27 protein-coding genes are annotated in these 21,692 nt (G+C 44.1%); 13 read left to right on the top strand and 14 right to left on the bottom strand.

From position 1 onward, the window contains the following. Nucleotides 1–3 precede the first annotated feature (3 nt). Nucleotides 4–1,746, top strand: a complete 1,743-nt coding sequence (locus WCY03_RS08070; protein WP_345991874.1) for an HD domain-containing phosphohydrolase — start codon at nucleotides 4–6, stop codon at nucleotides 1,744–1,746. On the opposite strand, the gene WCY03_RS08065 is transcribed toward WCY03_RS08070, so the two are convergent. Beyond that, complete coding sequence (locus tag WCY03_RS08065; protein ID WP_345991871.1) at nucleotides 1,738–2,286, bottom strand: hypothetical protein; 549 nt, start codon at nucleotides 2,284–2,286, stop codon at nucleotides 1,738–1,740. The genes WCY03_RS08070 and WCY03_RS08065 overlap by 9 nt on opposite strands. Before the next feature lie 176 nt (nucleotides 2,287–2,462). Between WCY03_RS08065 and WCY03_RS08060 the strand changes: the two genes are divergently transcribed. Next, nucleotides 2,463–2,804, top strand: a complete 342-nt coding sequence (locus tag WCY03_RS08060; RefSeq protein ID WP_345991869.1) for a TraR/DksA C4-type zinc finger protein — start codon at nucleotides 2,463–2,465, stop codon at nucleotides 2,802–2,804. Here WCY03_RS08060 and WCY03_RS08055 read toward each other — a convergent pair. Beyond that, nucleotides 2,793–3,155: a hypothetical protein gene (locus WCY03_RS08055; RefSeq protein ID WP_345991867.1), complete on the bottom strand. Its 363-nt coding sequence runs from the start codon at nucleotides 3,153–3,155 to the stop codon at nucleotides 2,793–2,795. The genes WCY03_RS08060 and WCY03_RS08055 overlap by 12 nt on opposite strands. 122 nt (nucleotides 3,156–3,277) lie before the next feature. On the opposite strand from WCY03_RS08055, the gene WCY03_RS08050 reads away from it, so the two are divergent. Then, on the top strand, nucleotides 3,278–3,634 hold the full coding sequence (locus WCY03_RS08050) for a cupin domain-containing protein (RefSeq protein ID WP_345991864.1): 357 nt from the start codon (nucleotides 3,278–3,280) through the stop codon (nucleotides 3,632–3,634). Between the two features lie 10 nt (nucleotides 3,635–3,644). Here the strand turns inward: WCY03_RS08050 and WCY03_RS08045 are convergent, their stop codons facing one another. Beyond that, on the bottom strand, nucleotides 3,645–4,568 hold the full coding sequence (locus WCY03_RS08045; RefSeq protein WP_345994074.1) for a glutaminase: 924 nt from the start codon (nucleotides 4,566–4,568) through the stop codon (nucleotides 3,645–3,647). Nucleotides 4,569–4,646: 78 nt separating this feature from the next. Between WCY03_RS08045 and WCY03_RS08040 the strand changes: the two genes are divergently transcribed. Then, the gene (locus WCY03_RS08040) at nucleotides 4,647–5,765 is read left to right on the top strand and encodes a metallophosphoesterase (RefSeq protein WP_345991862.1); all 1,119 of its coding nucleotides are present in this window, start codon (nucleotides 4,647–4,649) and stop codon (nucleotides 5,763–5,765) included. A gap of 9 nt (nucleotides 5,766–5,774) precedes the next feature. Here WCY03_RS08040 and WCY03_RS08035 read toward each other — a convergent pair whose 3' ends face one another. Further along, nucleotides 5,775–6,353 carry an NUDIX domain-containing protein gene (locus WCY03_RS08035; protein ID WP_345991860.1) on the bottom strand — a complete coding sequence of 193 codons (579 nt, stop codon included), beginning with the start codon at nucleotides 6,351–6,353 and terminating at the stop codon, nucleotides 5,775–5,777. Nucleotides 6,354–6,427: 74 nt separating this feature from the next. On the opposite strand from WCY03_RS08035, the gene WCY03_RS08030 reads away from it, so the two are divergent. Together WCY03_RS08030 and WCY03_RS08025 are read left to right on the top strand one after the other, a co-directional pair. Further along, complete coding sequence (locus WCY03_RS08030) at nucleotides 6,428–8,197, top strand: ABC transporter ATP-binding protein (RefSeq protein WP_345991858.1); 1,770 nt, start codon at nucleotides 6,428–6,430, stop codon at nucleotides 8,195–8,197. A gap of 36 nt (nucleotides 8,198–8,233) precedes the next feature. Next, nucleotides 8,234–8,641 carry a tetratricopeptide repeat protein gene (locus WCY03_RS08025; protein WP_345991856.1) on the top strand — a complete coding sequence of 136 codons (408 nt, stop codon included), beginning with the start codon at nucleotides 8,234–8,236 and terminating at the stop codon, nucleotides 8,639–8,641. Here WCY03_RS08025 and WCY03_RS08020 read toward each other — a convergent pair. Then, a complete protein-coding gene (locus tag WCY03_RS08020; protein ID WP_345991855.1) occupies nucleotides 8,638–9,150 on the bottom strand; it encodes a hypothetical protein in 513 nt (170 codons plus the stop codon). The two genes, WCY03_RS08025 and WCY03_RS08020, sit on opposite strands and share 4 nt — an antisense overlap. Nucleotides 9,151–9,254: 104 nt before the next feature. Between WCY03_RS08020 and WCY03_RS08015 the strand changes: the two genes are divergently transcribed. Genes WCY03_RS08015 through WCY03_RS08000 form a run of 4 tightly spaced genes read left to right on the top strand, consistent with a single transcriptional unit; the run spans nucleotide 9,255 to nucleotide 11,095 of the window. Continuing rightward, complete coding sequence (locus WCY03_RS08015; RefSeq protein ID WP_345991853.1) at nucleotides 9,255–9,875, top strand: NifU family protein; 621 nt, start codon at nucleotides 9,255–9,257, stop codon at nucleotides 9,873–9,875. Nucleotides 9,876–9,930: 55 nt separating this feature from the next. Continuing rightward, nucleotides 9,931–10,323, top strand: coding sequence for a 4Fe-4S dicluster domain-containing protein (locus tag WCY03_RS08010; RefSeq protein WP_345991851.1), 393 nt, complete (start codon nucleotides 9,931–9,933; stop codon nucleotides 10,321–10,323). A 5-nt stretch (nucleotides 10,324–10,328) separates the two neighbouring features. Beyond that, nucleotides 10,329–10,706 (top strand): NifB/NifX family molybdenum-iron cluster-binding protein, encoded by a 378-nt coding sequence (locus WCY03_RS08005; RefSeq protein ID WP_345991849.1) that lies wholly within the window; start codon nucleotides 10,329–10,331, stop codon nucleotides 10,704–10,706. After that, a complete protein-coding gene (locus WCY03_RS08000) occupies nucleotides 10,706–11,095 on the top strand; it encodes a 4Fe-4S dicluster domain-containing protein (RefSeq protein WP_345991848.1) in 390 nt (129 codons plus the stop codon). The genes WCY03_RS08005 and WCY03_RS08000 overlap by 1 nt, the downstream gene beginning before the upstream one ends. A gap of 25 nt (nucleotides 11,096–11,120) precedes the next feature. Here the strand turns inward: WCY03_RS08000 and WCY03_RS07995 are convergent, their stop codons facing one another. Further along, nucleotides 11,121–11,375: a hypothetical protein gene (locus WCY03_RS07995; protein WP_345991847.1), complete on the bottom strand. Its 255-nt coding sequence runs from the start codon at nucleotides 11,373–11,375 to the stop codon at nucleotides 11,121–11,123. A gap of 171 nt (nucleotides 11,376–11,546) precedes the next feature. Between WCY03_RS07995 and WCY03_RS07990 the strand changes: the two genes are divergently transcribed. Then, nucleotides 11,547–11,942 carry a 4Fe-4S binding protein gene (locus WCY03_RS07990; RefSeq protein WP_345991845.1) on the top strand — a complete coding sequence of 132 codons (396 nt, stop codon included), beginning with the start codon at nucleotides 11,547–11,549 and terminating at the stop codon, nucleotides 11,940–11,942. 5 nt (nucleotides 11,943–11,947) lie between these two features. Here WCY03_RS07990 and WCY03_RS07985 read toward each other — a convergent pair whose 3' ends face one another. The 3 genes from WCY03_RS07985 to WCY03_RS07975 all read right to left on the bottom strand — a co-directional run bounded on the left by WCY03_RS07985 (nucleotide 11,948) and on the right by WCY03_RS07975 (nucleotide 14,596). Further along, the gene (locus WCY03_RS07985) at nucleotides 11,948–13,210 is read right to left on the bottom strand and encodes an ArsS family sensor histidine kinase (RefSeq protein ID WP_345991843.1); all 1,263 of its coding nucleotides are present in this window, start codon (nucleotides 13,208–13,210) and stop codon (nucleotides 11,948–11,950) included. Next, nucleotides 13,203–13,871: a response regulator transcription factor gene (locus WCY03_RS07980; RefSeq protein WP_345991841.1), complete on the bottom strand. Its 669-nt coding sequence runs from the start codon at nucleotides 13,869–13,871 to the stop codon at nucleotides 13,203–13,205. The genes WCY03_RS07985 and WCY03_RS07980 overlap by 8 nt, the downstream gene beginning before the upstream one ends. A 62-nt stretch (nucleotides 13,872–13,933) precedes the next feature. Further along, nucleotides 13,934–14,596: an EF-hand domain-containing protein gene (locus tag WCY03_RS07975; RefSeq protein ID WP_345991840.1), complete on the bottom strand. Its 663-nt coding sequence runs from the start codon at nucleotides 14,594–14,596 to the stop codon at nucleotides 13,934–13,936. A 169-nt stretch (nucleotides 14,597–14,765) separates the two neighbouring features. Between WCY03_RS07975 and WCY03_RS07970 the strand changes: the two genes are divergently transcribed. Continuing rightward, nucleotides 14,766–15,980 carry a diguanylate cyclase gene (locus WCY03_RS07970; RefSeq protein ID WP_345991838.1) on the top strand — a complete coding sequence of 405 codons (1,215 nt, stop codon included), beginning with the start codon at nucleotides 14,766–14,768 and terminating at the stop codon, nucleotides 15,978–15,980. On the opposite strand, the gene WCY03_RS07965 is transcribed toward WCY03_RS07970, so the two are convergent. Continuing rightward, nucleotides 15,965–17,032, bottom strand: coding sequence for an alkene reductase (locus WCY03_RS07965; RefSeq protein ID WP_345991836.1), 1,068 nt, complete (start codon nucleotides 17,030–17,032; stop codon nucleotides 15,965–15,967). The genes WCY03_RS07970 and WCY03_RS07965 overlap by 16 nt on opposite strands. 120 nt (nucleotides 17,033–17,152) lie before the next feature. Beyond that, complete coding sequence (locus WCY03_RS07960) at nucleotides 17,153–18,499, bottom strand: NAD(P)/FAD-dependent oxidoreductase (protein ID WP_345991834.1); 1,347 nt, start codon at nucleotides 18,497–18,499, stop codon at nucleotides 17,153–17,155. Between the two features lie 94 nt (nucleotides 18,500–18,593). Here WCY03_RS07960 and WCY03_RS07955 point away from each other — a divergent pair, with 94 nt between their 5' ends. Next, entirely contained in the window at nucleotides 18,594–19,238 is a 645-nt protein-coding gene (locus tag WCY03_RS07955) for an HAD family phosphatase (protein ID WP_345991833.1), read from the top strand. Nucleotides 19,239–19,243: 5 nt separating this feature from the next. Here the strand turns inward: WCY03_RS07955 and WCY03_RS07950 are convergent, their stop codons facing one another. From WCY03_RS07950 to WCY03_RS07940, 3 genes are read right to left on the bottom strand one after another with little or no spacing between them, the layout of a single operon-like run. Then, nucleotides 19,244–19,810 (bottom strand): hypothetical protein, encoded by a 567-nt coding sequence (locus tag WCY03_RS07950; protein ID WP_345991832.1) that lies wholly within the window; start codon nucleotides 19,808–19,810, stop codon nucleotides 19,244–19,246. A gap of 53 nt (nucleotides 19,811–19,863) precedes the next feature. Next, on the bottom strand, nucleotides 19,864–21,072 hold the full coding sequence (gene clpX, locus WCY03_RS07945) for an ATP-dependent Clp protease ATP-binding subunit ClpX (RefSeq protein WP_345991830.1): 1,209 nt from the start codon (nucleotides 21,070–21,072) through the stop codon (nucleotides 19,864–19,866). Further along, a complete protein-coding gene (locus WCY03_RS07940) occupies nucleotides 21,069–21,668 on the bottom strand; it encodes an ATP-dependent Clp protease proteolytic subunit (RefSeq protein WP_345991827.1) in 600 nt (199 codons plus the stop codon). Before WCY03_RS07940 ends, clpX begins: the two co-directional genes overlap by 4 nt. Between the last annotated feature and the right edge of the window lie 24 nt (nucleotides 21,669–21,692).

Below are 21,692 nucleotides of genomic sequence, written 5' to 3'. Positions count from 1 at the left end.
TTAATGGCGTTCAGAGCACGTTTTATAAACAAAATTGCTTATGTGTTGGCATTGGTATGGTCGGTGTTAATTTTTGCATCGGCATCCGTTTCTATCTATAATGATTATAAGTATGCAGACGCATTAGTGAAAAATGAAGCAGTTGTGAGCGTCAATAAAGATCTGGCTTATCGTTCTTGGGTATCTTCGCATGGCGGCGTTTATGTGCCTATTACGAAAAGAACCCCTCCCAATCCGTACCTTTCACATATAAAAAACAGGGACGTTACGACGCTTGATAATCAAAAACTGACGCTTATGAACCCTGCATATACCCTTTCGCAGATGATGAGAGATTATTCGAAACTCTACGGAACGAAGGGGCATATAACAAGCACGAAACTGATGAATCCAAAGAACAAACCCGATGAGTGGGAAGAAAAAGCGCTTAAGACCGTAGAGATCACCAGAAAACCCGTTTTTGAAAAATCGATCATCAACGGAAAAGAGTACTTTCGATATCTCAATCCTCTGGTGACAAAACCTTCATGCTTGAAATGTCATGCTTTTCAGGGGTATAAGGCAGGCGATATCCGCGGTGGGGTATCAGTGTCGATACCGATGGCAAAGTATAAAAAAGAGGCTTTTATCCATTCGCTTGATAACGGTATCGTATTTTTTCTGATATATATTTTGGGTCTGGGAGTGATACTGTTCGCCAAGAAAAAATCAAAAGAGTTTTTGGACAACAAGATCAAAGATTACGAACAGCATATCTTCTCTTTGGTCAACATCATGGAAAAAAGAGACAGTTATACGGCGGGACATACGCAAAGAGTCGCCAAATATGCGGTGATGATCGCAAAAGAGATGAACTTTAGCCAGGAGGAGATAGACGATATCTACAGAGCCTGTATGCTTCACGACATAGGCAAGATCTCTACTCCCGATTCTATTTTGCTCAAGCCGGGCAAACTCAGCGCGATAGAGTATGACATAATCAAAGAGCATGTCAATGTCAGCTATGAGCTTTTGATGAACGTCGATATTTACAAAGATATCGCCGAAATAGTGCGTCATCATCATGAACGTTACGACGGTAGCGGTTATCCGCAGGGGCTTAAAGGGGATGAAATCCCTATCATGTCTCAGATAATGACGGTAGCCGATGCTTTTGACGCTATGACGACCAACAGAGTGTATAAAGCCAGAAAAAGCGTTAAAGATGCGATAGCCGAGCTAAATGAACTGGCGTCCAAACAGTTTAACGCCGAGATAGTACGAGCGGCGACAAAAGTATTAAAAGATATTCAGGTAGAAGCATCGATAACGCAGCGTCCAAAAACCAAGATCGAGCAGGAGAGGTTCTCGTACTTTTATAGAGATCAAACCACCGGCGTATACAACAAAGAGTATCTGGATTTTGTTTTGGCCTACAACCATACGGACGAGTTTAATCTCAGATGTATCAATATCATCTATCTGCATAACTTTAGCCGTTATAACCAAAAGCACACCTGGGAAAAAGGCGATGAGTTCTTAAAAAAATTCGCCGAAGTATTGGACGGTATCAATGAGAGCGATTATGTCTTTCGGGTCTACGGTGACGACTTTATAGTCCTAAATGCAGAGCATTATGAGATGAGTGAGCATATATCAAAACTTGAAGAGGTTCTGCTCGGTACGGACATATATATTTCATATAAACATTTTGATATCAATGAAGAGAATATTAACAATATAGCAGATCTGGAAAAGTTACTTTAGTTTTATAAAAAATTTTTTCTGCTCTTTTGCCAAAATGTTTATGGGTGCAAAGAAATCATTTATCATAAGAGCTTGAAGCGACAGTTTATAGAGATCCGTATCAGGGTATAGATAGCTTGCATAAGCGTTTGAGACGATGAACATCGCGTTGTCGTCGTCGATGATGACTGCAGAAAGAATACTCTGTATGTAGGTTATGCTCTCTTCAAAGTTTTTAAACCCCGCTTCTTCGTTCAGAGGATCGGATCTGTTAATGATAATAGAGAGAAGGTTGTAATGTATCTTGTCTTCGGCTTTGGAAAAATTTTCATGGTCGCTGGCTCTGGCAAAAATATTTGCGAGAAGGAGATATATTTTGCTTTTATCTTTATAGTCAAATTTTTTTTCGAACATGCCGCAGCATTCATCGATAGTGAGTTCAAGGACATTTATGTAGTCGGTAAGAGTTCTGCATTTTTTCAAGAGCTCTTCGACGTCGATGGGGAAGTCGTTGGATCTTTCGGGCTCTTTGTAGAACATTTTTTTTAGCCATTGAAGCATTGTAATTATCCGATCTCAAAGAATATCTCATACTATTGTAACAAAAAAATGTATCTCTTTTTACCCGAATGATCCAAAGCGGTTTATAGTTTATTTTGGTTTATTATATTCATAATTTACCTTTATGATTAATATTTATATTATAATTGAGAAATTTGTATCGAAAAGAGAAGATGATGACTACTTCACAAAAAGAGCAGATCAAAGAGAATATCGTCGAGCATATCGCGTCGCTCGAAAATGAGATAACAGAACTGCAGGAGAAAATAAAACCTATAGCACCGGATTGTTCCCTGGGCGACCTGACGCGTTTTGAGATGATGCATGAACAGGATGTGTTTCATAAAGCTCTGCGTAACTCGCAGACACGGCTTAACAGGCTGAAGCATATTCTCGGCACTATAGACGGTGACGATGAATATGGAAGCTGTGCCGAATGCGGCGAAGATATCCTTTTTGAACGTCTTTTGCTTCTTCCCGAAGCTAAGCATTGTACGGATTGCGCCTCAGACAGATGAATCTTGTAAAGATATCTCTATGCGTGCGGGTTTTAAGATAAATCTGTAATAAAGATAATACAGCGGAAGCCCGAAATAGGCGAGTGCTCCAAAAAAGATGAGCAGAACTCCCAGATTGAAATGTTTTTTTTCCACAACGAGCGTATCGTCCGTGCGCAAAATCCTTTTGTACCCGTTTTGATAGTACATCTCGTCTATCTTGTCAAGTTTTTCTTTTAGTGTGATATCCGTAGCTTTTACCTGAGATATGTAATGCTGAAAATTCGCTTTGTTGTTTTTTTGAACCTTTTTATCAAAAAAATAGACAAGGATGCCAAGAGGCAGGATAAAGAGCATGATAATGGTCGTCATTTAGTATCCTTTTGGTGCGAATCTTTTTATGGGATTATATTATAAAAAACTGTAAGGATTTTTAATAATAATTTGGATATATTTTTCAAAAATTTCAGTGATGGTCACAAAAGGATCTTTGTATGATAAAAAAAGCGGTTATGGACATAGCTTCTATAGAGCAAAAAGCGGGTAAAGGCGTTTCTATGAAGATGCTTCTCTCAGGAGAAGAGGCCGAAAATTTTGCGATGAGGCAGTTTACTATCAAAGCGGGCGGATATATGCCTCTTCATACGAACAGCGTGGAGCATGAGCAGTTCGTGTTGCAAGGCAGAGCAAAAGTAACCGTCGGCGATGAGGTGTTCGAAGCAAAAAAAGGAGACATCCTTTATATCCCCGCAGATGCGCCTCATATGTATGAGACGATAGGCGATGAGGATTATGAGTTTTTATGTCTCGTACCCAAAAAAGAAGATACTATCAGCATCCTTTCATGCTGAGAACGTTCGGCTAAAAAACGGAGAGCCCGCTCTTTTGGGAAAAGAGCTCGAGTGCCTGCGTTCCGGCAAGCGAATTGCCCCAGCTGTTGAGCCTCGGTGAGAAAACGGCAATGCTCATCTGTTTTGGCACCACTGCGACGATACCTCCTCCTACACCGCTTTTGCCGGGAAGCCCCACATGAAAAGCAAACTCTCCCGAGGCATCGTAATGCCCGCAGGTAAGCATCATGGCATTTACCCTTTTTGCCTGATTGTCCGTGATGAACCGATGGTTTGAGATGGGATCGGTGCCGTGGTTGGCCAAGAACAGCATTGCACGCGAAAGCTCTTTTGTACTCATTGTGACCGAACAGTGTTTAAAATAGGTTTTGACGACATCTTCGACGTCGTTATCCAGATTGCCAAAACTTTTCATAAGATTTGCAAGGGCAAGGTTTCTGTACCCGTGCGCATATTCGGAGTCGCAGACCTCCTGATCATGCGTGATCGCTCTGTCGCCGGCGACCGCTTTTATGAAATCCATGACTTTTTCGAAAGTGTCGTTTACATTTTTATAGTGTGAGAGCAGCGTATCGGTGATGACGATAGCTCCGGCGTTTATAAAAGGATTTCTCGGGATACCTCTTTCATATTCCAGCTGTACCAGTGAGTTAAAAGGGTTTCCCGAAGGCTCTTTTCCGACTCTTTTGTAAAGCTCTTTACTGTAGATATTAAGAGATTTGGTAAAGGTGAAGACCTTGGAGATGCTTTGGATGGAAAATTTCGTGTCGCTGCATCCGATACTGTGCGTCGTGCCGTCGAAAAGAGTGACGCTCATAGCAAACTGGTCCGGGTCGACCTTGGCAAGAGCCGGGATGTAGTCCGCTACTTTTCCCTGCGACATAAAGGGCTTTATCTCCTCTTGTATCTCTTGAAGTATCTTTTCGATGTCGATCATCTTCATACCTTTTTGCTCATAGCTTTTACTCAGACCATTTTATCAAATTTATATTAATCTGATATAATCGAATCTATGAACGCGCTTATGTTTGGAACGATATTCTCGGCCGTATTTGTATTGTTGAATCTCTATATCCATAAAAGGCTCATAGAGAAGCTCGACCTCTCAAAGAAGATAAAACATTTTCTAAATATCTTTTTGCTCGTTAACTTTTTTGGCATCGTCGCTTATATTTCGGCGAGGTATTACATAAACATCCCGAGCTGGCTTTATTATCTGCTCTCTTTGCCTATCGGCGTACTTTTTTTGCTTTTTTGTACCGCTGTTGTCTATGACGTTTCAAGGCTTGTGCTTTCTATCGCGCCCATCTCATCCTCGCGCAGGAATTTTTTTAAAAGATCTCTTGATATCTCCTCTCTTTTCGTAGCGGTCTCTCTCAGCGCCAGAGCGATGTATGAAGCGAGGTTCGTAGAGGTCGAAAAAGTGAGCGTCAAGATAAAAGGGCTTGCGCGTCCCTATAAAATAGCGCAGATCAGCGACCTGCACATAGGCGGTCTTATCGGCAGAGAGTTCATAAAAGAGGTCGTGCAAAAGGTCAATGCCCTAACGCCAGATCTGATAGTGATAACGGGAGATCTTGTCGATGTCAAAGCCCTTTATGCAAAAGATACGACTGATGAGTTCAAAGAACTTCGTTCCAAATACGGAACATACTACATCGTCGGAAACCATGAGTATTTTCACGGTATAAAGGAGATAATAAAAGCCGTAAAGGCGCTCGGCATAAGAGTGCTTGAAAACGAGAACGTCTATATCGGAGAAGAGGGAAGAGGGTTCAATCTCGCCGGCGTTTACGACGTTTTTGGATATAGGACGAAAACATACATGCCCGACCTGCAAAAAGCACTGCAAGGCATCAAAGACTCTCCGACCGTCCTTTTGGCGCATCAGCCGCGCTTTATAGAAGAGGTCAAAGAAAAAGTGGATCTGATGCTAAGCGGTCATACCCACGGCGGGCAGATATATCCGTTTAAATTTCTGATAAGCCTTGTGCAGCCTTATATCAGCGGACTGCACCGCCATAGAAAAGACCTGCAGATATACGTCAATAAAGGAACGGGTTTCTGGGGACCGCCGATGAGGCTGGGAGCCAACTCCGAGATAACCGATATGACGCTCGAACCTTCGTAAAAGGTGTGTTCAGTTAAACTTGGTTATATCGATCTTAAAAAGTTCGTCGAGCATGATCAGTATTTCATTCTTTGAAGAACCCGCAAAGGAGTTTTGCAAAAAGAGATTGATCCCCTTGTTCTTGTGTTCAAAGACGGGGACGATCTTTATGCCCGTGATCTCGGACATAAAATGCGATTTGTCTCCCTCTTCGTAGGCATGCAGAAGGATCGAACGCGAAAAGTTGTTTAGGATATGGTAGTAGATGTGCAAAAACTCTATCTCCAGTACCTCAAGCGCATAAAGATGCGTGGCTATCTTTCCTACATGCGTTGCGATCGGGCGGACTTTTTCGGGCTTTACCGTGATACCCACTTCCTCTTTGACCTCGCGCACCAAAGCGTCCAGGAGATCTTCGCCCTCATTGACGGTACCTCCGGGAAATCCCATCCTTCCGTCCCATCTGTCTATCATGATGAGCGCAGGGCATATCATATGTTTTATATCGTCGTTAAAATATTTCCATGGCGATATCTCTTTTACGTAGATAGCCAAAAAAACGGCATTTGTCCTGTCTCTGTAATGATCGCCGAATTCTACACGTTTCATGATGCTCTTTTAAACTGTTTTTATAATTTTACATAAAAAACCGTTGCTTTACCTATAAGAGATATAATTACGTTATGAATAATGAACCCATAACGCTGAAATATATTTTTAGGCTCATACTGCACAACAGATCAGCTTTGATATACGGGCAGATCATAACGGTGATCGCCATACTTCTTAGTGTTCCGATCCCGCTTATGCTTCCCGTCATGGTGGATGAGGTGCTGCTGCACAAACCGTCGCACTTCGTACATACGATCGATTTTCTTTTCGGCACCGGCAGTGCATTTTACTACATAGGACTCGTCACTCTGGCAGTCATTTTACTGCGGTTCATATATTTTGTTCTGGGCGTCATCATCACAAAAATATTTACGAAAATATCCAAGTATGTGACCTTTATGATAAGACGCAGACTCATAGAACATCTCAAGATCGCCTCCATGAACGAGTACGAGACTCTTGGAAGCGGTGCGATCACAGCCAATCTCATCACTGACGTGAACACGCTCGATGCTTTCATCATTACCAGCGTAAGCCGTTTTGTTTCTTCTGTTTTGACCCTTGTGGCCGTAGGCGTGGTCATGATCATGATAGACCCGACTCTGGGAGTACTTATCCTTTTCATACAGCCTCTCATAATGTTCATCAGTAAAAAGATGGCAAAAAGGGTAGGCGTATTAAAAAAAGAGGAGAACGAATCGATCGAGAAGTTTCAAGAGGAGGTGGGAGAGACTCTGGAGCTTTACGGGCAGATAAAAGCAAGCAACAAAGAGAACTATTTTTTCTCTAAGGCCATCATTCAGGCAGATACGATCCAGAAGACTTCAAACGAGTTCGGATACAAAAGCGTCGCCTACGAGAAGCTTTCATACACCATCTTTCTTGTAGTCTTCGAGCTTCTGCGTGCCAGCGGGCTTTTGCTTGTGGCGTACAGTGATCTGAGTATCGGGATGATGTTTGCGATGTTTGGCTACATCTGGTTTATCATGACTCCCGTACAGGATATCCTCTCCATGCAGTACTCCTACGCTTCTGCGATGAGCGCGATAAAGAGGCTCAACAAGATACTCGCGCTAAAAACGGAAGCCAGCGGAAAAGAGGTGCTCGATTCGGCACAAGTGGATATATCTTTAAAACATCTGAGCTTTTCATATACCGCGGATAAGAAGATACTTCAGGATATCTCCTTTGATATCCCTTCAGGTTCGAAGATAGCGCTCATCGGGGCTAGCGGAAGCGGAAAAACCACATTGGCTCAGGTGATATCTGGATTTTACGAAAAGGATGAAGGGGCTCTTACATACAACGGCATAAACATAGAAGAACTCGACAAACATTCGCTCAGACAGCGGATATTCTTAGTTCTTCAGATGCCTATACTCTTCAACTCTACGCTGCGTTTCAATATCACGATGGGAGACGATCGCATTAATGACGAGGCGATATATAAAGCGCTTGAAACAGCACAGCTGCGTGAGATGATAGATGCGATGCCGCGCGGTCTGGACACCATCGTAGGACATCATGGTGTCCGTCTCTCAGGAGGGCAGAGACAGCGTCTGAGTATCGCAAGGATGATAATCGCCGATCCGAGCGTCGTCATCTTCGATGAATCGACCTCCGCGCTCGATGTGCAGACGGAGGCAAAACTTTACACCGCCGTTATGCCGCTTTTAAAAGAGAAAACAGTCATAACCATAGCCCACCGCTTGAGTACGGTCAAAAACGCGGATATGATCTACGTACTTGACAGCGGAAAGATAGTGCAAAGCGGAACTCATAAAGAGCTTGAAGAGCAAGAGGGGCACTATATGGAGTTTATAAAGAATCAGTTGATATAAAGAGTTTGGTTATAATAGATCTATTGAAGGATAAAAATGAAAAAAATATTATTGATAATTTCCTTGTTTTTAAGTGTTAATCTTTTTGCGGACATGATGAAAGACGGTTCCTCGGCGTACGAGAAGGGTAATCTCGACGATGCCATAAGCATATGGTCAAAAGCGTGCAGCGACGGTTTTATGGAAGCGTGTGACAAACTCGGCTCGATGTATTATTTTGGATACGGTACGCAAAAAGACCGTCTTAAAGCTAAAGAGCTGTTTTTAAAAGTATGTATATCGGGCAACGGCGAAGACTGCGCGAAAGTTGCAAGGATGTACGACTACGGCTACGGCATAAAACAGGATAGGAAAAAAGCGGCGGAACTTTACAAAAAAGCATGCGATGCTGGCTTTAAAAAGAGCTGTAGAAAATACAAGGAGTTAAAAAGAAAAGGCTACTAAAGAGTTTTTAAAGCCTCTTGTATCTGCAATAGCGCAAGTTTTTTGCCGTTTTCCTCTTCGTTCGCGTTCCACCAGTATTCTATGATCTGCTGCTCTATCGTCCCCAAAAGATCTATGGGCAAATTTGCAAACACTTCAAAAGAGCTGACGGCATCTTTATTCACGCCGTTTCTTTTGGCGATCTCGTCTATCAGTTCTCGTATCGATTTTTCAATATCCGTGGGTTCGGGCAGGGGCGTACCGTCGTCTTTTGGATGTTCGAGCTTTCTTGCATAATCTATCCAGGTCTTTATCTCCTCTTGCAGATAGTCATAACCGTGAATCTTGTAGCAGAGTATGCGCGAGGGGGTGTAGAGTATCTCCTCCTCTTTTTCTAGTATGTCCGACATTTTGGGCACACCGCCGTCTAAGTACACCTCTATTCTCTGGCTCTCATACAGCGTAGATGCTGTTTCAAAAGCATTTCTGGCGTGTTTAAGCAGTTGAGTCTTTAGCTGTTCATAGTCCATGCGGCTCCTTTTTAGATCTGTTGTTAAGAGTACTATGCAAAAACGGTTCTAGAACAGTTGATGCATAGTGCTTTTTAAAGATACATATAAAAAAGGATAGCGGCATGAGCGAGACATTCAATACGGCGATACGGGAGTTCGAGGCAAAAAACTACGCCTATGCGTACGATCTATTTGAAGAAGCCGCCCGCACAGGCGATATAAATGCACAATACGCTTTGGGAGCTTTTTACGAAAGAGGCATGCTCGGCGGTATAGATGAGGACAAAGCTTTGGAGTACTTTAAAAAAGCCGCAGACTGCGGTCATATAGACGCCCAGCTGAAGACGGGACTGTTGTACAGACAAAAGGGAGAGATCTTCGAGTCTATGCGCTATCTCATTACGGCGGCGCATAACAATAACAGACAGGCGCAGTCGATCATCACGTATGTGAGCAACTCCTCTTTGTCCGCAGAGAAGAACGAAGCGTTTCACCTTTTGGAAGAATCCAAACAAAGAGCCTTGGTAGAGGAGCTGCTGCAAACAAAGATACGTCCTATGCTCGCGGGTGACGGCGGCGGGATAGAGCTTGTACATTATGCAGCAAAAGAGAAACCGCAGGTGTGGCTGAACTACCAAGGCGCATGTTCGGGCTGTCATCTCTCTTTTACGTCAACGGCGGATATGCTGCTTGATCATTTTGAAACAATGATAGACAAAAATGTCGTACTTTATCTAATGTAGGGTACAGAATAAAAGTTGCATATTATAGATCGATGTATCAACAAGGAGAAAAACAATGGCTGTAATGATAACTGATGAGTGTATAAACTGTGATGCGTGCGCATCGGAATGCCCGGTAGCTGCGATACTTTCTGACGATAATGAGAAAAATCCGTATGAGGGCGAGAGATTTTACGTAAAACCCGAAACATGCGTGGAGTGTGTGAGTCATGCCGACACTCCCCGCTGTGCGGAAGCCTGTCCGACGGAAGGTTCCATCGTCTGGGATATGCCTTATACCGTGGAATTCAATGAGTATTTTACCCAAGGCAATGAAAGCGGAACGTACAAGATCCGTGAACACAAATCAAAAGGACTTATGCTTCCTGCCGTAAAAGAGCAGGCGTTTATAGCAGAGATATCTATGGATGCCCGAGCATCGCATGCGAACGTCATGGATTCGTTTTAAAGATCATGAACGTAGCATTTGCGTCGACTGACGGAGAGAAAATAGACCAGCATTTCGGCTGGTCGAAAAGTTTTTATATCTATGAAGTCGATAAAGAAAAAGTCGAGTTCGTTACGGTGTCCGACAGCTCAGAGGAGCCTGAGGACGAGCAGGAGAAGCTGCACTACAAGATCAAAACACTTGGGAGTTCGGACATCATGTACTGCACGCAGATAGGGCCGACCGCTTCGAAGATGCTTCAATCTTCAGGCATCTATCCCGCAAGAGTCGCCGAGGGCCAGAGCATTAAAGAAGCTGCAAAAAAACTGCAGGAGATGTTAAACGGCAATCCGCCTTTATGGCTGCAGAGGATATTTCATAAATCACAGAACAGGAGTGCGTAATGGCCGTTCTTATCACTGAATCTTGCATAAACTGTGACGCCTGCATAGAGGAGTGCCCCGCAACGGCGATCGTAAGTACCGAAGAATCGCCTTTAAAAGATGCAGAGCATACCTATGTCAAGCCTGAAAAATGCATAGAGTGTATGGATGCCGCGGTACCTAAATGTGCCGATGTCTGTCCGAGCGAAGGATGTATAGTCTGGGATATGCCCTACACAAAAGAATATAACGACTACTTTACCAAAAGTGATGCGTATGTCATCCGCGTGCATAAGAAAAAGGGTTTGCTCTCCCCCGCAGTAAACCCGCAGGCCTACAGAGAGAACATCACAAAAGAGCAGAGAGAAAACCATGTCAGCATCGGTGAGACACTGAGGCTTTATAATTAGGCATGAAGTTTAAAATCGATCTTTTTTACTCTTCATCCGGGCAGACGTCATACTGATAGATATGTGATTGGTAATATCCCGATACCATCTCCGCTGATCTGTTCTTCAAAGCGACTTTGATGTGGTCTTTGTAAAAACTCAGAGCTCCATCTTCATCAGTTTCGTATGAGCTGCAGTATTTGATGGCTTCATCGCTTACCAGAGTTTTCATCTTCTCGTTTTCGTCGATGATATAATGTCTGCTTGCATTCTCAGGGTCTATAATTGCTTTTATACTCATAATTGACTCCTTTTTTCTTTTCTTGAATTATTAGTATAACAAATAATATAAAAGCTACAAAGCAATATTTGCAAAACCGACAATTTACACGATTTTTCCCCTGTAGATAAGCCTTCTAGAACACATCTTGCAAATGTTCGGATATAGAGATCTTAGATCAAGGAGATAATAATGTCGGTAATAATAGATGATACTTGTATAACCTGCGATGCATGTGCGCAAAACTGTCCGGTTGGGGCGATAGTGGATGATTTGAACAATCCGACGGGCAATCCCCGCTACTATGTTTGTCCTGAAAAATGCGTCGAGTGCGTCGGTATATATGACGATCCTCAGTGTGCGGCGATCTGTCCAAGCATCGGATGTATCACATGGGATATGCCTTTTACCAAAGAGTTCGACGGGCATTTTTTAAATGAAGAGATATACAGACTCGGCATGGCTAAAGAGGGACAGGTAAGATCTCCTGCATATAAAGAGAAAAAGTTCCGCAAAGATATCTCTCTTGTTAAACGCGGTATAGGTGAAAAAGTACAAGAAGAGCCTGAAGAATTGGAAGCCGGGTAAAGCAGCTAATTTAAGACGACATGAAAGCAGTTGTATCCTTCTGTATATTTGTAGATGAGCCTGAAACCATGTTTTTTTAGTACAGAATCGGTTATGTAAAGTCCCAGTCCAAGACCTGCGGAGGAGTTTTCAAAATCGCGGTTGAAGGGTCTGCTGAAATCTTGCTTCTCTGCGGGCAGCGGCTCGCCTTGGCTGCATATCTCAAAAGCATCGGCTTTTATGGTGAGGACGGGTTTTGATACAGAGTATTTCAGCGCATTGTCGAGGAGGTTTTTGAGCGCGACGGTGAAAAGATCAAAATCCGCTTTTACGATGAGCTGGTTCTCTTCTCCGTGAACGATGATGCTTTTTCTGCTGCAAAGGAGCATGTCGCAGGAGTGATCTAAAAGATCTACAAACCTGTATTCTTGCAGATTTAGACGCCACTCTCCGCTGTTGAAGTTTTCCATTTTCGCAAACTCGTTTAAAAGGTAATCCATACGTGAAAATATCCTCTTAAGCCGTTGTTGATCGGCGGAAGATTCCAGACAATCGGTCGTGAGAGAACCTTTCATGATGGGTGTTTTCAGCTCGTGCAGGACGTTTCTTAAAAAGAGCGAACGTGCTTCGCGCATCGCCGCGATCTTGTTTAAAGCGGAGTTGAACTCATGCGTTATCTGAGATATCTCGTCGTTTCCGCTGACGGGCAGATCGAGGGTCGCGTCTTCGTCCTTAAAAGCGATGATCGCGTTTTTGAGGCGGTGCAGAGGAAGCAGCTTGCGGATAATATATGCGAAAAACAGGAGGATGAGTAAATCCACTGCAGCTACAACGGCCCAAAACACTTTTAGCGAATGCGGTGCGATGTCCTCAAGAACGACGGAAGTAAAATGATCCATCCACGGTGCAAACAAAGGCGGAGGCATAAGGTCAAAACGTCCGAGATCAAATGCCGGAGGCGGAGGCGGGGGAGGTCTGTCGTTTGCAAAGAAAGTACGGTCTTTAAAGCTCACCATCTTGCCAAAGGGAAGTTCCATAAGTATCTTTCCTTTTGAAAAGAGTTCTTGAGAAGACAGGTTTGATGGGCGTACCATAAGCTGTTTCAGCTCTGCGGAAAAGTCTTGTTTATTGTCATGAAACAATCTGTCCGCAAGAAGAAAACGGCGTATCTGTTCGCTCTCTTTTTGTTTGCTGAAGTGCTGATGCGCTATGTAGAACAGTCCGTTTATAAGGGTAAAGATGAGAAAGAAAAATATACTGATAAGACGTAGAAGAGAGTGTTTATGCATTGAGAAACTTATATCCTACTCCACGTACGGATACTATGTGTCTGGGATTTTTCGGGTCGTCTCCTATTTTTTGGCGTATGCGCCCCATGATAACGTCTATACTTTTGAGACTGCTTTCGTAACGGATGGAGCCTATGTTTAAAAGCAGCTCTTCGCGCGCTATGACAAAACGCTCTTTTCTTATCATATACGAGACTATGTCGTATTCTGCTTGCGTCAGTTGCAGAGGGATGTTGTATTTTGAGATCTCATGCCGTTCGTCATCTATTTCAAAAGGAGCCGTTTTCTTTACCATAACGGGATTGATACGCCGCATGATGGCATTGATGCGAAAGACAAGCTCCTGTGAGTCGTACGGTTTTGGTATGTAGTCGTCTGCACCGCGTGAGAATCCCATCATCTTGTCTCTAATATCTGAACGGGCTGAGGAGATGATGATGGGGATATCGCTTTCCTGACGTATAAGACGGCATATCTGCATCCCGTCCATCTGCGGAAGCGAGAGATCGAGTACGAGCAGGTCGTAGCTGTTTTTTTGAAAAAGGCTCAATCCTTCCAGCGGAGTAGAAGCCAGAGTGACGTCGATATCCTCTTTTTCGAGGCTTTTTTTTAGCAGCTGCGCCAACTCATCGTCGTCTTCGATCATCAATACGTTTATCATCTCTTGATTATATCTTTAAGAAAGTAAATAAAAAGTAACATGCCCCAAGCAGGGCATGTGTGTCATGCGCTTGTGTTGAGAAGCGATGTAGTGTCCGTAGAGGATGCACTGTTGTTGCCGTAGTAAGAGAGGATCTTTTGAAGCCAGTCGTTACTGATCTGTTTAGTGATATTGTCCGTAGAGGATGCCGATGCGGTTGTTGAACTGTCTTGATCCGTCGAATCCCCGAAAAGAGCGGAAAGTTCATCGGAACTGATGCTGCCGTCTTGATTCGTATCGAGTGCCGAAAAAAGCTTGTCGATGCCCGAAGTATCCGATGATGCGGATGATGAATCATTCGGTGGAGGCATTCCTCCCGGCGGAGGCGGAGGCATATCTCCGTCTTGACCCTGCGGAGGTTTTGGTGGCTTCATATTCTTAAGCGCTGCCATAAGCTCGTCGGTGCTTAGGGTACCGTCGCTGTTTGTATCAAGCGTATCGAACACATCTGATGCGGATGAAGTGTCGCTGCTAGTGCTGCTGGTGCTGCTGTTTGAATTTGATGCGAGAGCTTGTGCAGCCGCGCTGAATTCTGTTTTGTCTATGGAACTGCTGTTGTCGCTGTCCATAGAGGTAAGCAGCTCTTGTGCCATCTTTTCAAAATCAGGCTTTCCTCTGTGTGCAGAGGAGGTAACACCCGAAGAGCTGTAAGACGAATATGCATTGTAGCTAGAGCTAACTGTCATAGTAGACTCCTTGTTTGGTGTAGCAAGAAAGAGTTCTTGCCCAATGAAAATCATAAATCTTCTATGGTAACTAATGGGTAACATTTGAGCAATATCAAAAATTGTGATAATCACCGGTCGAAATTATTAATATTATTTTAGGTGATATTAACATTACGCATATATAATTATGCTAGTTTTAAGAATCGGCGGAACTTTGATGTTTGAAGAGACGAAAAAATATATTAATGCTTTGACTATAGGCTATATCATCGCGCTCAGCATCATCGCGGCATTGTCCGTGAGTTCCCATTTCTTTCTTTACAAAGTCATCAAAGTGCAGTCCTGCTTCGCTTCGCTTATCAATGTAAGCGGTAAACAAAGGATGCTCTCTCAAAGAATAGGGATGCTTTCCTGCCACTATGCGCTCAATCAAAACGATTACAATAAAAAATCGCTCTCCCAAGCGATATCTTCGATGGAAAGTGCACATCTTGCTCTAACCAAAGGCGATAAGACTTTAGATTTTCCTTCGACTCTGCCGCCTGAAATTTATGACGTATATTACGGGAAAAAATACGATCTGGATCATAAGGTCAAAGAATATATCGCTTTGGCAAAACAGTTTTTGTATAATCCGACGGATAAGGAACTTCTTAAAGAGATTATGAGCAAGTCTCATGATTCATTGCTCGAAGGGCTGGACAAAATTGTCAGGCTGTACGAAACTCAAAGCATCGAACAGATAGAGATGATAACGTATACACAGCGAATAGTCCTTATCGTGATCATAGCCACGCTGTTTGTCGAAGCACTCTTTATTTTCCGGCCGATAATCAAAAAGATAAAATATTTCGCGACCTTGCTGTATGAACTTGCTACACATGATTATCTGACGAAATTCGCGAACAGAAGACTCACTTTGGAACTGCTTGAAAAGCTTCTTATCAGAAACAGGATCGATAAGCAGCCGATCTCGGTCATGATGGTGGATATCGATTTTTTTAAAAAGATCAACGATGCATACGGACATAATGCGGGTGACAGTGTGATCGTCGCCGTTGCAAAAACCATTTTAAAGAGTGTTCGTCCGACGGATATCTGCGGTAGATGGGGAGGAGAAGAGTTTTTGATCATTCTTCCGGAAACCGATCTTAAAGATGCGGATGCGGTCGCGCAAAGGGTTCTTTTAAATATTGAAAAAGAGGATATCGATATAGAATCAAAAAAGATCAAAACGACCGTGAGTATAGGAGTATCGACATATATTGCCGGCGAACCTGTCATGGACTTTATCGAGCGTGCGGATTCGGCTCTTTATCTGGCTAAGAACAACGGCAGGAACAGGGTAGAAAGCAGAGTTGAAGAAGAGTCTTTATCGACACTGTTTCATAAAGAGGGGTAGTCCGTATAGCCTTTTGCATCCTGTGTATAAAAAGTATCAGGATCGGCTTCGTTGAGCGGAGCATTTGTTTTAAAACGCTCCGGCAGATCCGGATTGGCGAGAAACAGCGCCGCAAAAGAGACGGCGTTTGCCAGATGGTCTTCGATGACCTTGTTCGCTTTTGCTTTGTCATACCCGCCGTTTACTATCAAAAGACCTTTGTAAGCATCTCTAAGTACCGCCAGTTCCACGACATTGGCACCGTGTCTTATGTCGCCTTCAAGTGCGTCGACCACATGAAGATACGCAAGGTTGAACTCGTTGAGCTTTTGACATACGTAAGCAAAATGTTTTTGCGGGTTGGAGTCGGTCATACTGTTAAAAGTTCCGCTCGGGGAGATCCTGACACCCGTCTTTGCCGCACCGACGGCGGCCGTCACGGCTTCGACGATTTCAAAAAGAAAACGGGCTCTGTTTTCTATCGTCCCGCCGTATTCGTCGCTTCTTATATTTGTACCGTCTCGCAAAAACTGATCGGGAAGATAACCGTTTGCGCTGTGTATCTCAACGCCGTCAAAGCCTGCCTCAATCGCATTTTTAGCACCTTGGGCATACTCTTTTACGATCTCTTTTATCTCTTCTATTTTAAGTGCTCTTGGCGTTTCGAAATCTTTCATCCCCTCGTAGGTGTATATCTGACCCGAAGGTTTGATGGCAGAAGGAGCCACGGGAAGTTTTCCGCCGTGATAAGATGAATGCGATACTCTTCCCACGTGCCACAGCTGCAAAAATATCTTTCCCTCTTTTTCATGTACGGCTTTTGTGATCTTTTTCCAACCTTCTATCTGAGCATCCGTATGAATCCCGGGAGTTGCAGGATAGCCGATGCCCTGAGTCGAGATCTGTGTTCCTTCGGTTATGATCAGACCCGCTGAAGCTCTTTGTGCGTAATACTTAGCCATCAGATCGTTTGGAACGTTGTTCTTGACGCTTCTGCATCGTGTCATCGGAGCCATGAAAATTCTATTTTTTAAATTGTAATTTCCAAGTTTTATAGTCGAAAAAATATTCATACCCAACTCCTCTGTAATATAATGAAAACTATTATCTCTCAGAATTGATTATATATCTATAAAAAAATATTATTAGATAATACTCAGGGATTTAGATCGTTAAAAAATCTCTTATATCTCTCAGCTCAGCATATATCGTATGTCGGAAGTAAAGTTCGGATACGCCCACATCATGTGCTTGAGGTCATGTGTCGTCGCCTTTGTCTTGATGGCAAGGGCAAAGAGGTTTATCAGCTCCGAGGCATGGTGGCGGATAAGATGTGCGCCCAGTATACGGGCGCTCTTTTTTTCGACGATGATCTTGTAAAAGCCGTGTTCTTCTCCGATCCTTTTTGATGAAGACCACTCTTTTGTCTCGCCGCTGTAAATCTCAAACGAAAGCCCCTGTGATCTTGCCTGCATTTCATCGAGTCCGACGGCTGCTGCTTCGGGATAGGTGAAGATGGAAGTGGGAACGATGTCGTAATCTATGCTCTCACTGTTGCCGTGCAGGATATTTCTCGCCGCTACACGAGCTTCCTGATCCGCGGTCGAAGAGAGCATAAAAGGTGTTGCTGCGGCATCTCCCGCGGCATAGACGTCGGGGTTGGATATGCTTTGGCAAAAACTGTTGACTTTGATGCCGTGCGCATTATATTCGACTTCTCCAAGACCGCCCTCTAGTACGGAGAGATTGGGTACTCTGCCTATCGCCGAAAAGATCTTTTCACATCTGTGCAGAGTGCCGTTTGAGTCGGTGATCTCAAATGCTCCGCCAACCTTTTTTATCTTCGATACCGTCGTCTCTTTTATGATATTTATGTCCATATCCGCCAAAACGTTTTCAAGTCTTGAAGATATCTCTTGATCCAGCCGTTTCAGAAGTGTATCTCCCCTGTGGATGATCGTGACTTTGCTTCCGAATGCACCGAGTATGTGTGCAAACTCCATCGTGATATAGCCGCCTCCGATGAACACCGTATTTTTCGGAAGCTCTTTTAGGTTAAGAAAATCGTCACTGTTAAGGATATGCTGTGAGCCCTCTATCTCTTTTGCTTTTTTTGGTTTTGAGCCGGTGGCTACGATGATTTTTTTTGCGTTTATTTCATATGAATCGCCGACCTTAAGAGAATGCGTTCCGCCAAAAACCGCTTTTCCCTGCACAAACTCCACGCCGGCGGCTTGAAGCAGTTTGCGCGTGTGGTTTGGGACACTTTTTGTAAACTCCTCTTTGGCGGCTTGAAGCGAACTCCAGGAACTTTTTGGCAGGGTCTCAAACCCTCTTGTCAAAAGATGGCGGATCATCATGCGGATGTGAGCGTGTTCTACAAGGTATTTTTTGGGCAGACACCCATGCAGCGCGCATGTGCCGCCAAGCTCGTCCTGTTCGATCAAAACCACTTTCTTCCCACCTTTGGCAAGATGCATGGCGACAGTGTGGACCGAACCCGAACCGACGATAGCGACGTCTGTGTCTAAAATCTTCATGAAGAGCCTTTGAAATATTATATAGGGATGAGTTTTAAAAGCTCAAAGACAAATGAAACTATATATATTTGTTAAGTTTTGATATTATAAAAAAATGAAAAAATTTCTTCTTTTTGATAATGACGGTGTCCTTGTAGAGACTGAAAAATGGTACTACGAAGCAAATAAAAAAGCTTTAAAAGAGATAGACGTGGAGCTGGAGTTCGATGTCTATATGGAGATTATGGCGCGAGGCGGTACGGCTTGGGAAGCGGCGCAGAAACTCGGGCGTCCCAAAGAGCTCATAGATGAACAAAGACGCAGAAGGGATGCATACTACCAGGAGTTTTTGCTAAGCGAACATATCGAGATAGAGGGAGTTCTCGATGTGCTTGAAGAGCTCTCACGTGAGTACAGGATGGGCATCGTCACGACTGCCAGACGGGTTGATTTTAATCTCATACATTCGCAAAGAGAGATAGTGAAATATATGGATTTCAGCCTGTGTGTAGAGGAGTACCCAAGAGCAAAACCCTATGCCGATCCCTATTTGGCGGGGATGAAAAAGTTTGGTGCCTTGCAGCGGGAGTGTCTTGTCATAGAAGATTCTCAAAGAGGGCTTCAAGCAGCTGTGAATGCAGGCATAGAGTGTGCCGTTGTAGATAACACTTTCACCGCGACACATGATTTCAGCGGCGCGGCCTTCCGGATAAAAGCGCTCAAAGAGCTTCCCTTATTGCTTAAATCTTTAAAAAAGTAGGGAGATCAGACGGCTCCAAAAAGTGTTTTTCCCGCGTCTTCGTTTTGAAGCGCTTTGATCTCGTCGTAAGACTTGCCGCTCATACGTAAAGTACTCCCTTTGATCTCGTCGTATACGATGTCGATCTTCTCTTCGGCACTCGCTTTTTTCAGATCGCCTTTTGAAAGGTCGGCGTGGTCTAAAAGCTCGTTCCATACTGAACTTTCATCGAGTGCGAACGTGTAGAAAGTGAAACCTTCGTATTCAAACTTGCCGTCACCGTCGAGATCCGTCACGAAAAGTATGTACAGACCGCTTGGTGAAAGAACCTCTTTGTAACGCTCTACAAAAGGCTCAAAAAAATCCAAACTCTCCAGTTCGCAAGCGAGAAAATCGATCTTATCGCCGCTGCTCACCAAGATGGCTTGAGTAGCGGTCGCTTTTGGCGGCAGCTGTTTGTCCGCAGACATAACCTTACCCGGAGTGATCACCAGACTTCCTCTGTATCCGTAAGCGTACTTATCCGTTTTTGCACTGAACGATGCCTGCCATTGCAGGTTGTTTTCATAGATGAACTCTTGTACTTTTGACATGTGCTGTTTCCTTTGATTTGTTTGACTTTTCCGATGCAATTTCGGTTCTAGATTTACGCTTCTTTTTCCGTTTTATAGGTAAATATTGGTTCTTTTGAAGGATCTTTTACGAGCGCTTCTGTTATGGTACAACTCTGTAGATCTTCGCGCGAAGGGCAGGAGTATTGAAGCGGCAGCATCACCTCTTCGATGATCCCTCGAAGCCCTCTGGCACCCACGCCTTTTTCTATCGCTTGTTGAGCGATCGCTTCGAGTGCTTTGTCTTCGAACCGCAGCGTTATGCCGTCCATCTCAAAGAGAGCCTGAAACTGTTTAATGAGCGCGTTGTCTGGCTCTTTTAAAATCTGAACCATCTGCTCTTTTGTCAGCTCTTTAAGCTGGGCTATGACGGGGATACGTCCGATGAACTCGGGAATGATGCCGTAATGCACGAGCGCTTTTTGGTCGACTTTGAACTCTTTCGCCTCTTTGTCTTTGAGCGAACCGAAACCGACTCTGTTGCTTTTTTTACTGTTTGTGTCGGGGACCAGTCCCACAAACGCTCCGCCGCAGACAAAAAGTACATGAGATGTGTCAAAAAGCACGGTCTCCGTCGTTGAATTTTTACGGCTTCCCTTGAGAGGAACGTAGACCTCTGCACCTTCTAGTATCTTTAAAAGTCCCTGCTGTACGCCTTCGCCGGAGACATCGCGTCCCATAGTGGAAGATTCGCTTTTTCGTGCAATCTTGTCTATCTCGTCTATGTAGATGATCCCTCTTTGAGCAAGTTCGATGTCGTAGTTCGCAGCGGCGAGCAGGCGCGAGAGGATGCTCTCGACGTCCTCGCCAACATATCCGGCTTCAGTCAGTGCAGTCGCATCGGCTATGGCAAAAGGAACCTTCATGATACGAGCCAGTGATTTTGCAAGAAGGGTCTTGCCGCTGCCCGTTGGTCCCAAAAGCAGGATGTTGCTTTTTTCAAGTTCTACATTGTTGTAGATGGGACTCTCGATGCGTTTGTAGTGGTTGTACAAAGCGACTGCCAGTACTTTTTTCGCATCTTCTTGACCAATAATGTGTTTGTCGAGATGCTCGACGATCTTTTGGGGTTTTGGAAGCTGTTCTTGCATCTGCGCGCGCTGTTCGTACTTCACCTCTTTTTGCAGGATGTTCGAACATGTAGCGATACACTCGTTACAGATATGCGTCTTCTCCGATGAGAACATCTTTTTGACTTCGCTTTGTTTGCGCCCGCAAAACGAGCAGATTTTCTCTTGGCTCATCGATTATCCTTTTTTTCAATGCTGCTTAGTATTGTGTCGGCCAATCCAAATGCAATAGCCTCTTCTGCTTCAAAATAGTTGTCACGATCGCTCTGTTTTTCAATAGTCTTAACATGTTTTTCCGTCGCCTTTGAAATGATTTTGTAGAGTCTTTTTTTAAGGTTCATGATATGTTTTGCCTGTATCTCTATGTCGCTTGCCTGTCCGGATGCGCCGCCTAAAGGCTGATGTATCATGATCTGGGCATTTGGCAGCATATACCTGTGTCCCTTCTCGCCGCATGTAAAAAGGACGGCTGCCATGGAAGCGACCATTCCCATCGCGTATGTGTAGACGGGTGCGCAGATGAGCTGCATCGTATCGAGGATGGCAAGTCCTGCCATCACTGAACCGCCCGGCGAGCTGATGTACATATGGATGGGTTCACTTGAATCCTCTGCTTCAAGGTAGAGAAGCTGAGAGACGATGATGCCCATCATCTGGTCGTCCACTTGTTCGGTGATGATGATGACGCGGTCGTTTAAAAGTTTTGAAAAAAGGTCAAAATATCTCTCGCCTCTGGGCGAGAGGTCTTTTACTGTCGGTATTATTGGCATTTACAAACTCCTTGTGTTATGTTC

Source organism: Sulfurimonas sp. HSL-1716, assembly GCF_039645975.1.
GTDB lineage: Bacteria > Campylobacterota > Campylobacteria > Campylobacterales > Sulfurimonadaceae > Hydrocurvibacter > Hydrocurvibacter sulfurireducens.
Note: the sequence above shows the minus strand (reverse complement) of the source record. Positions and strands in the feature narration are given on the sequence as shown.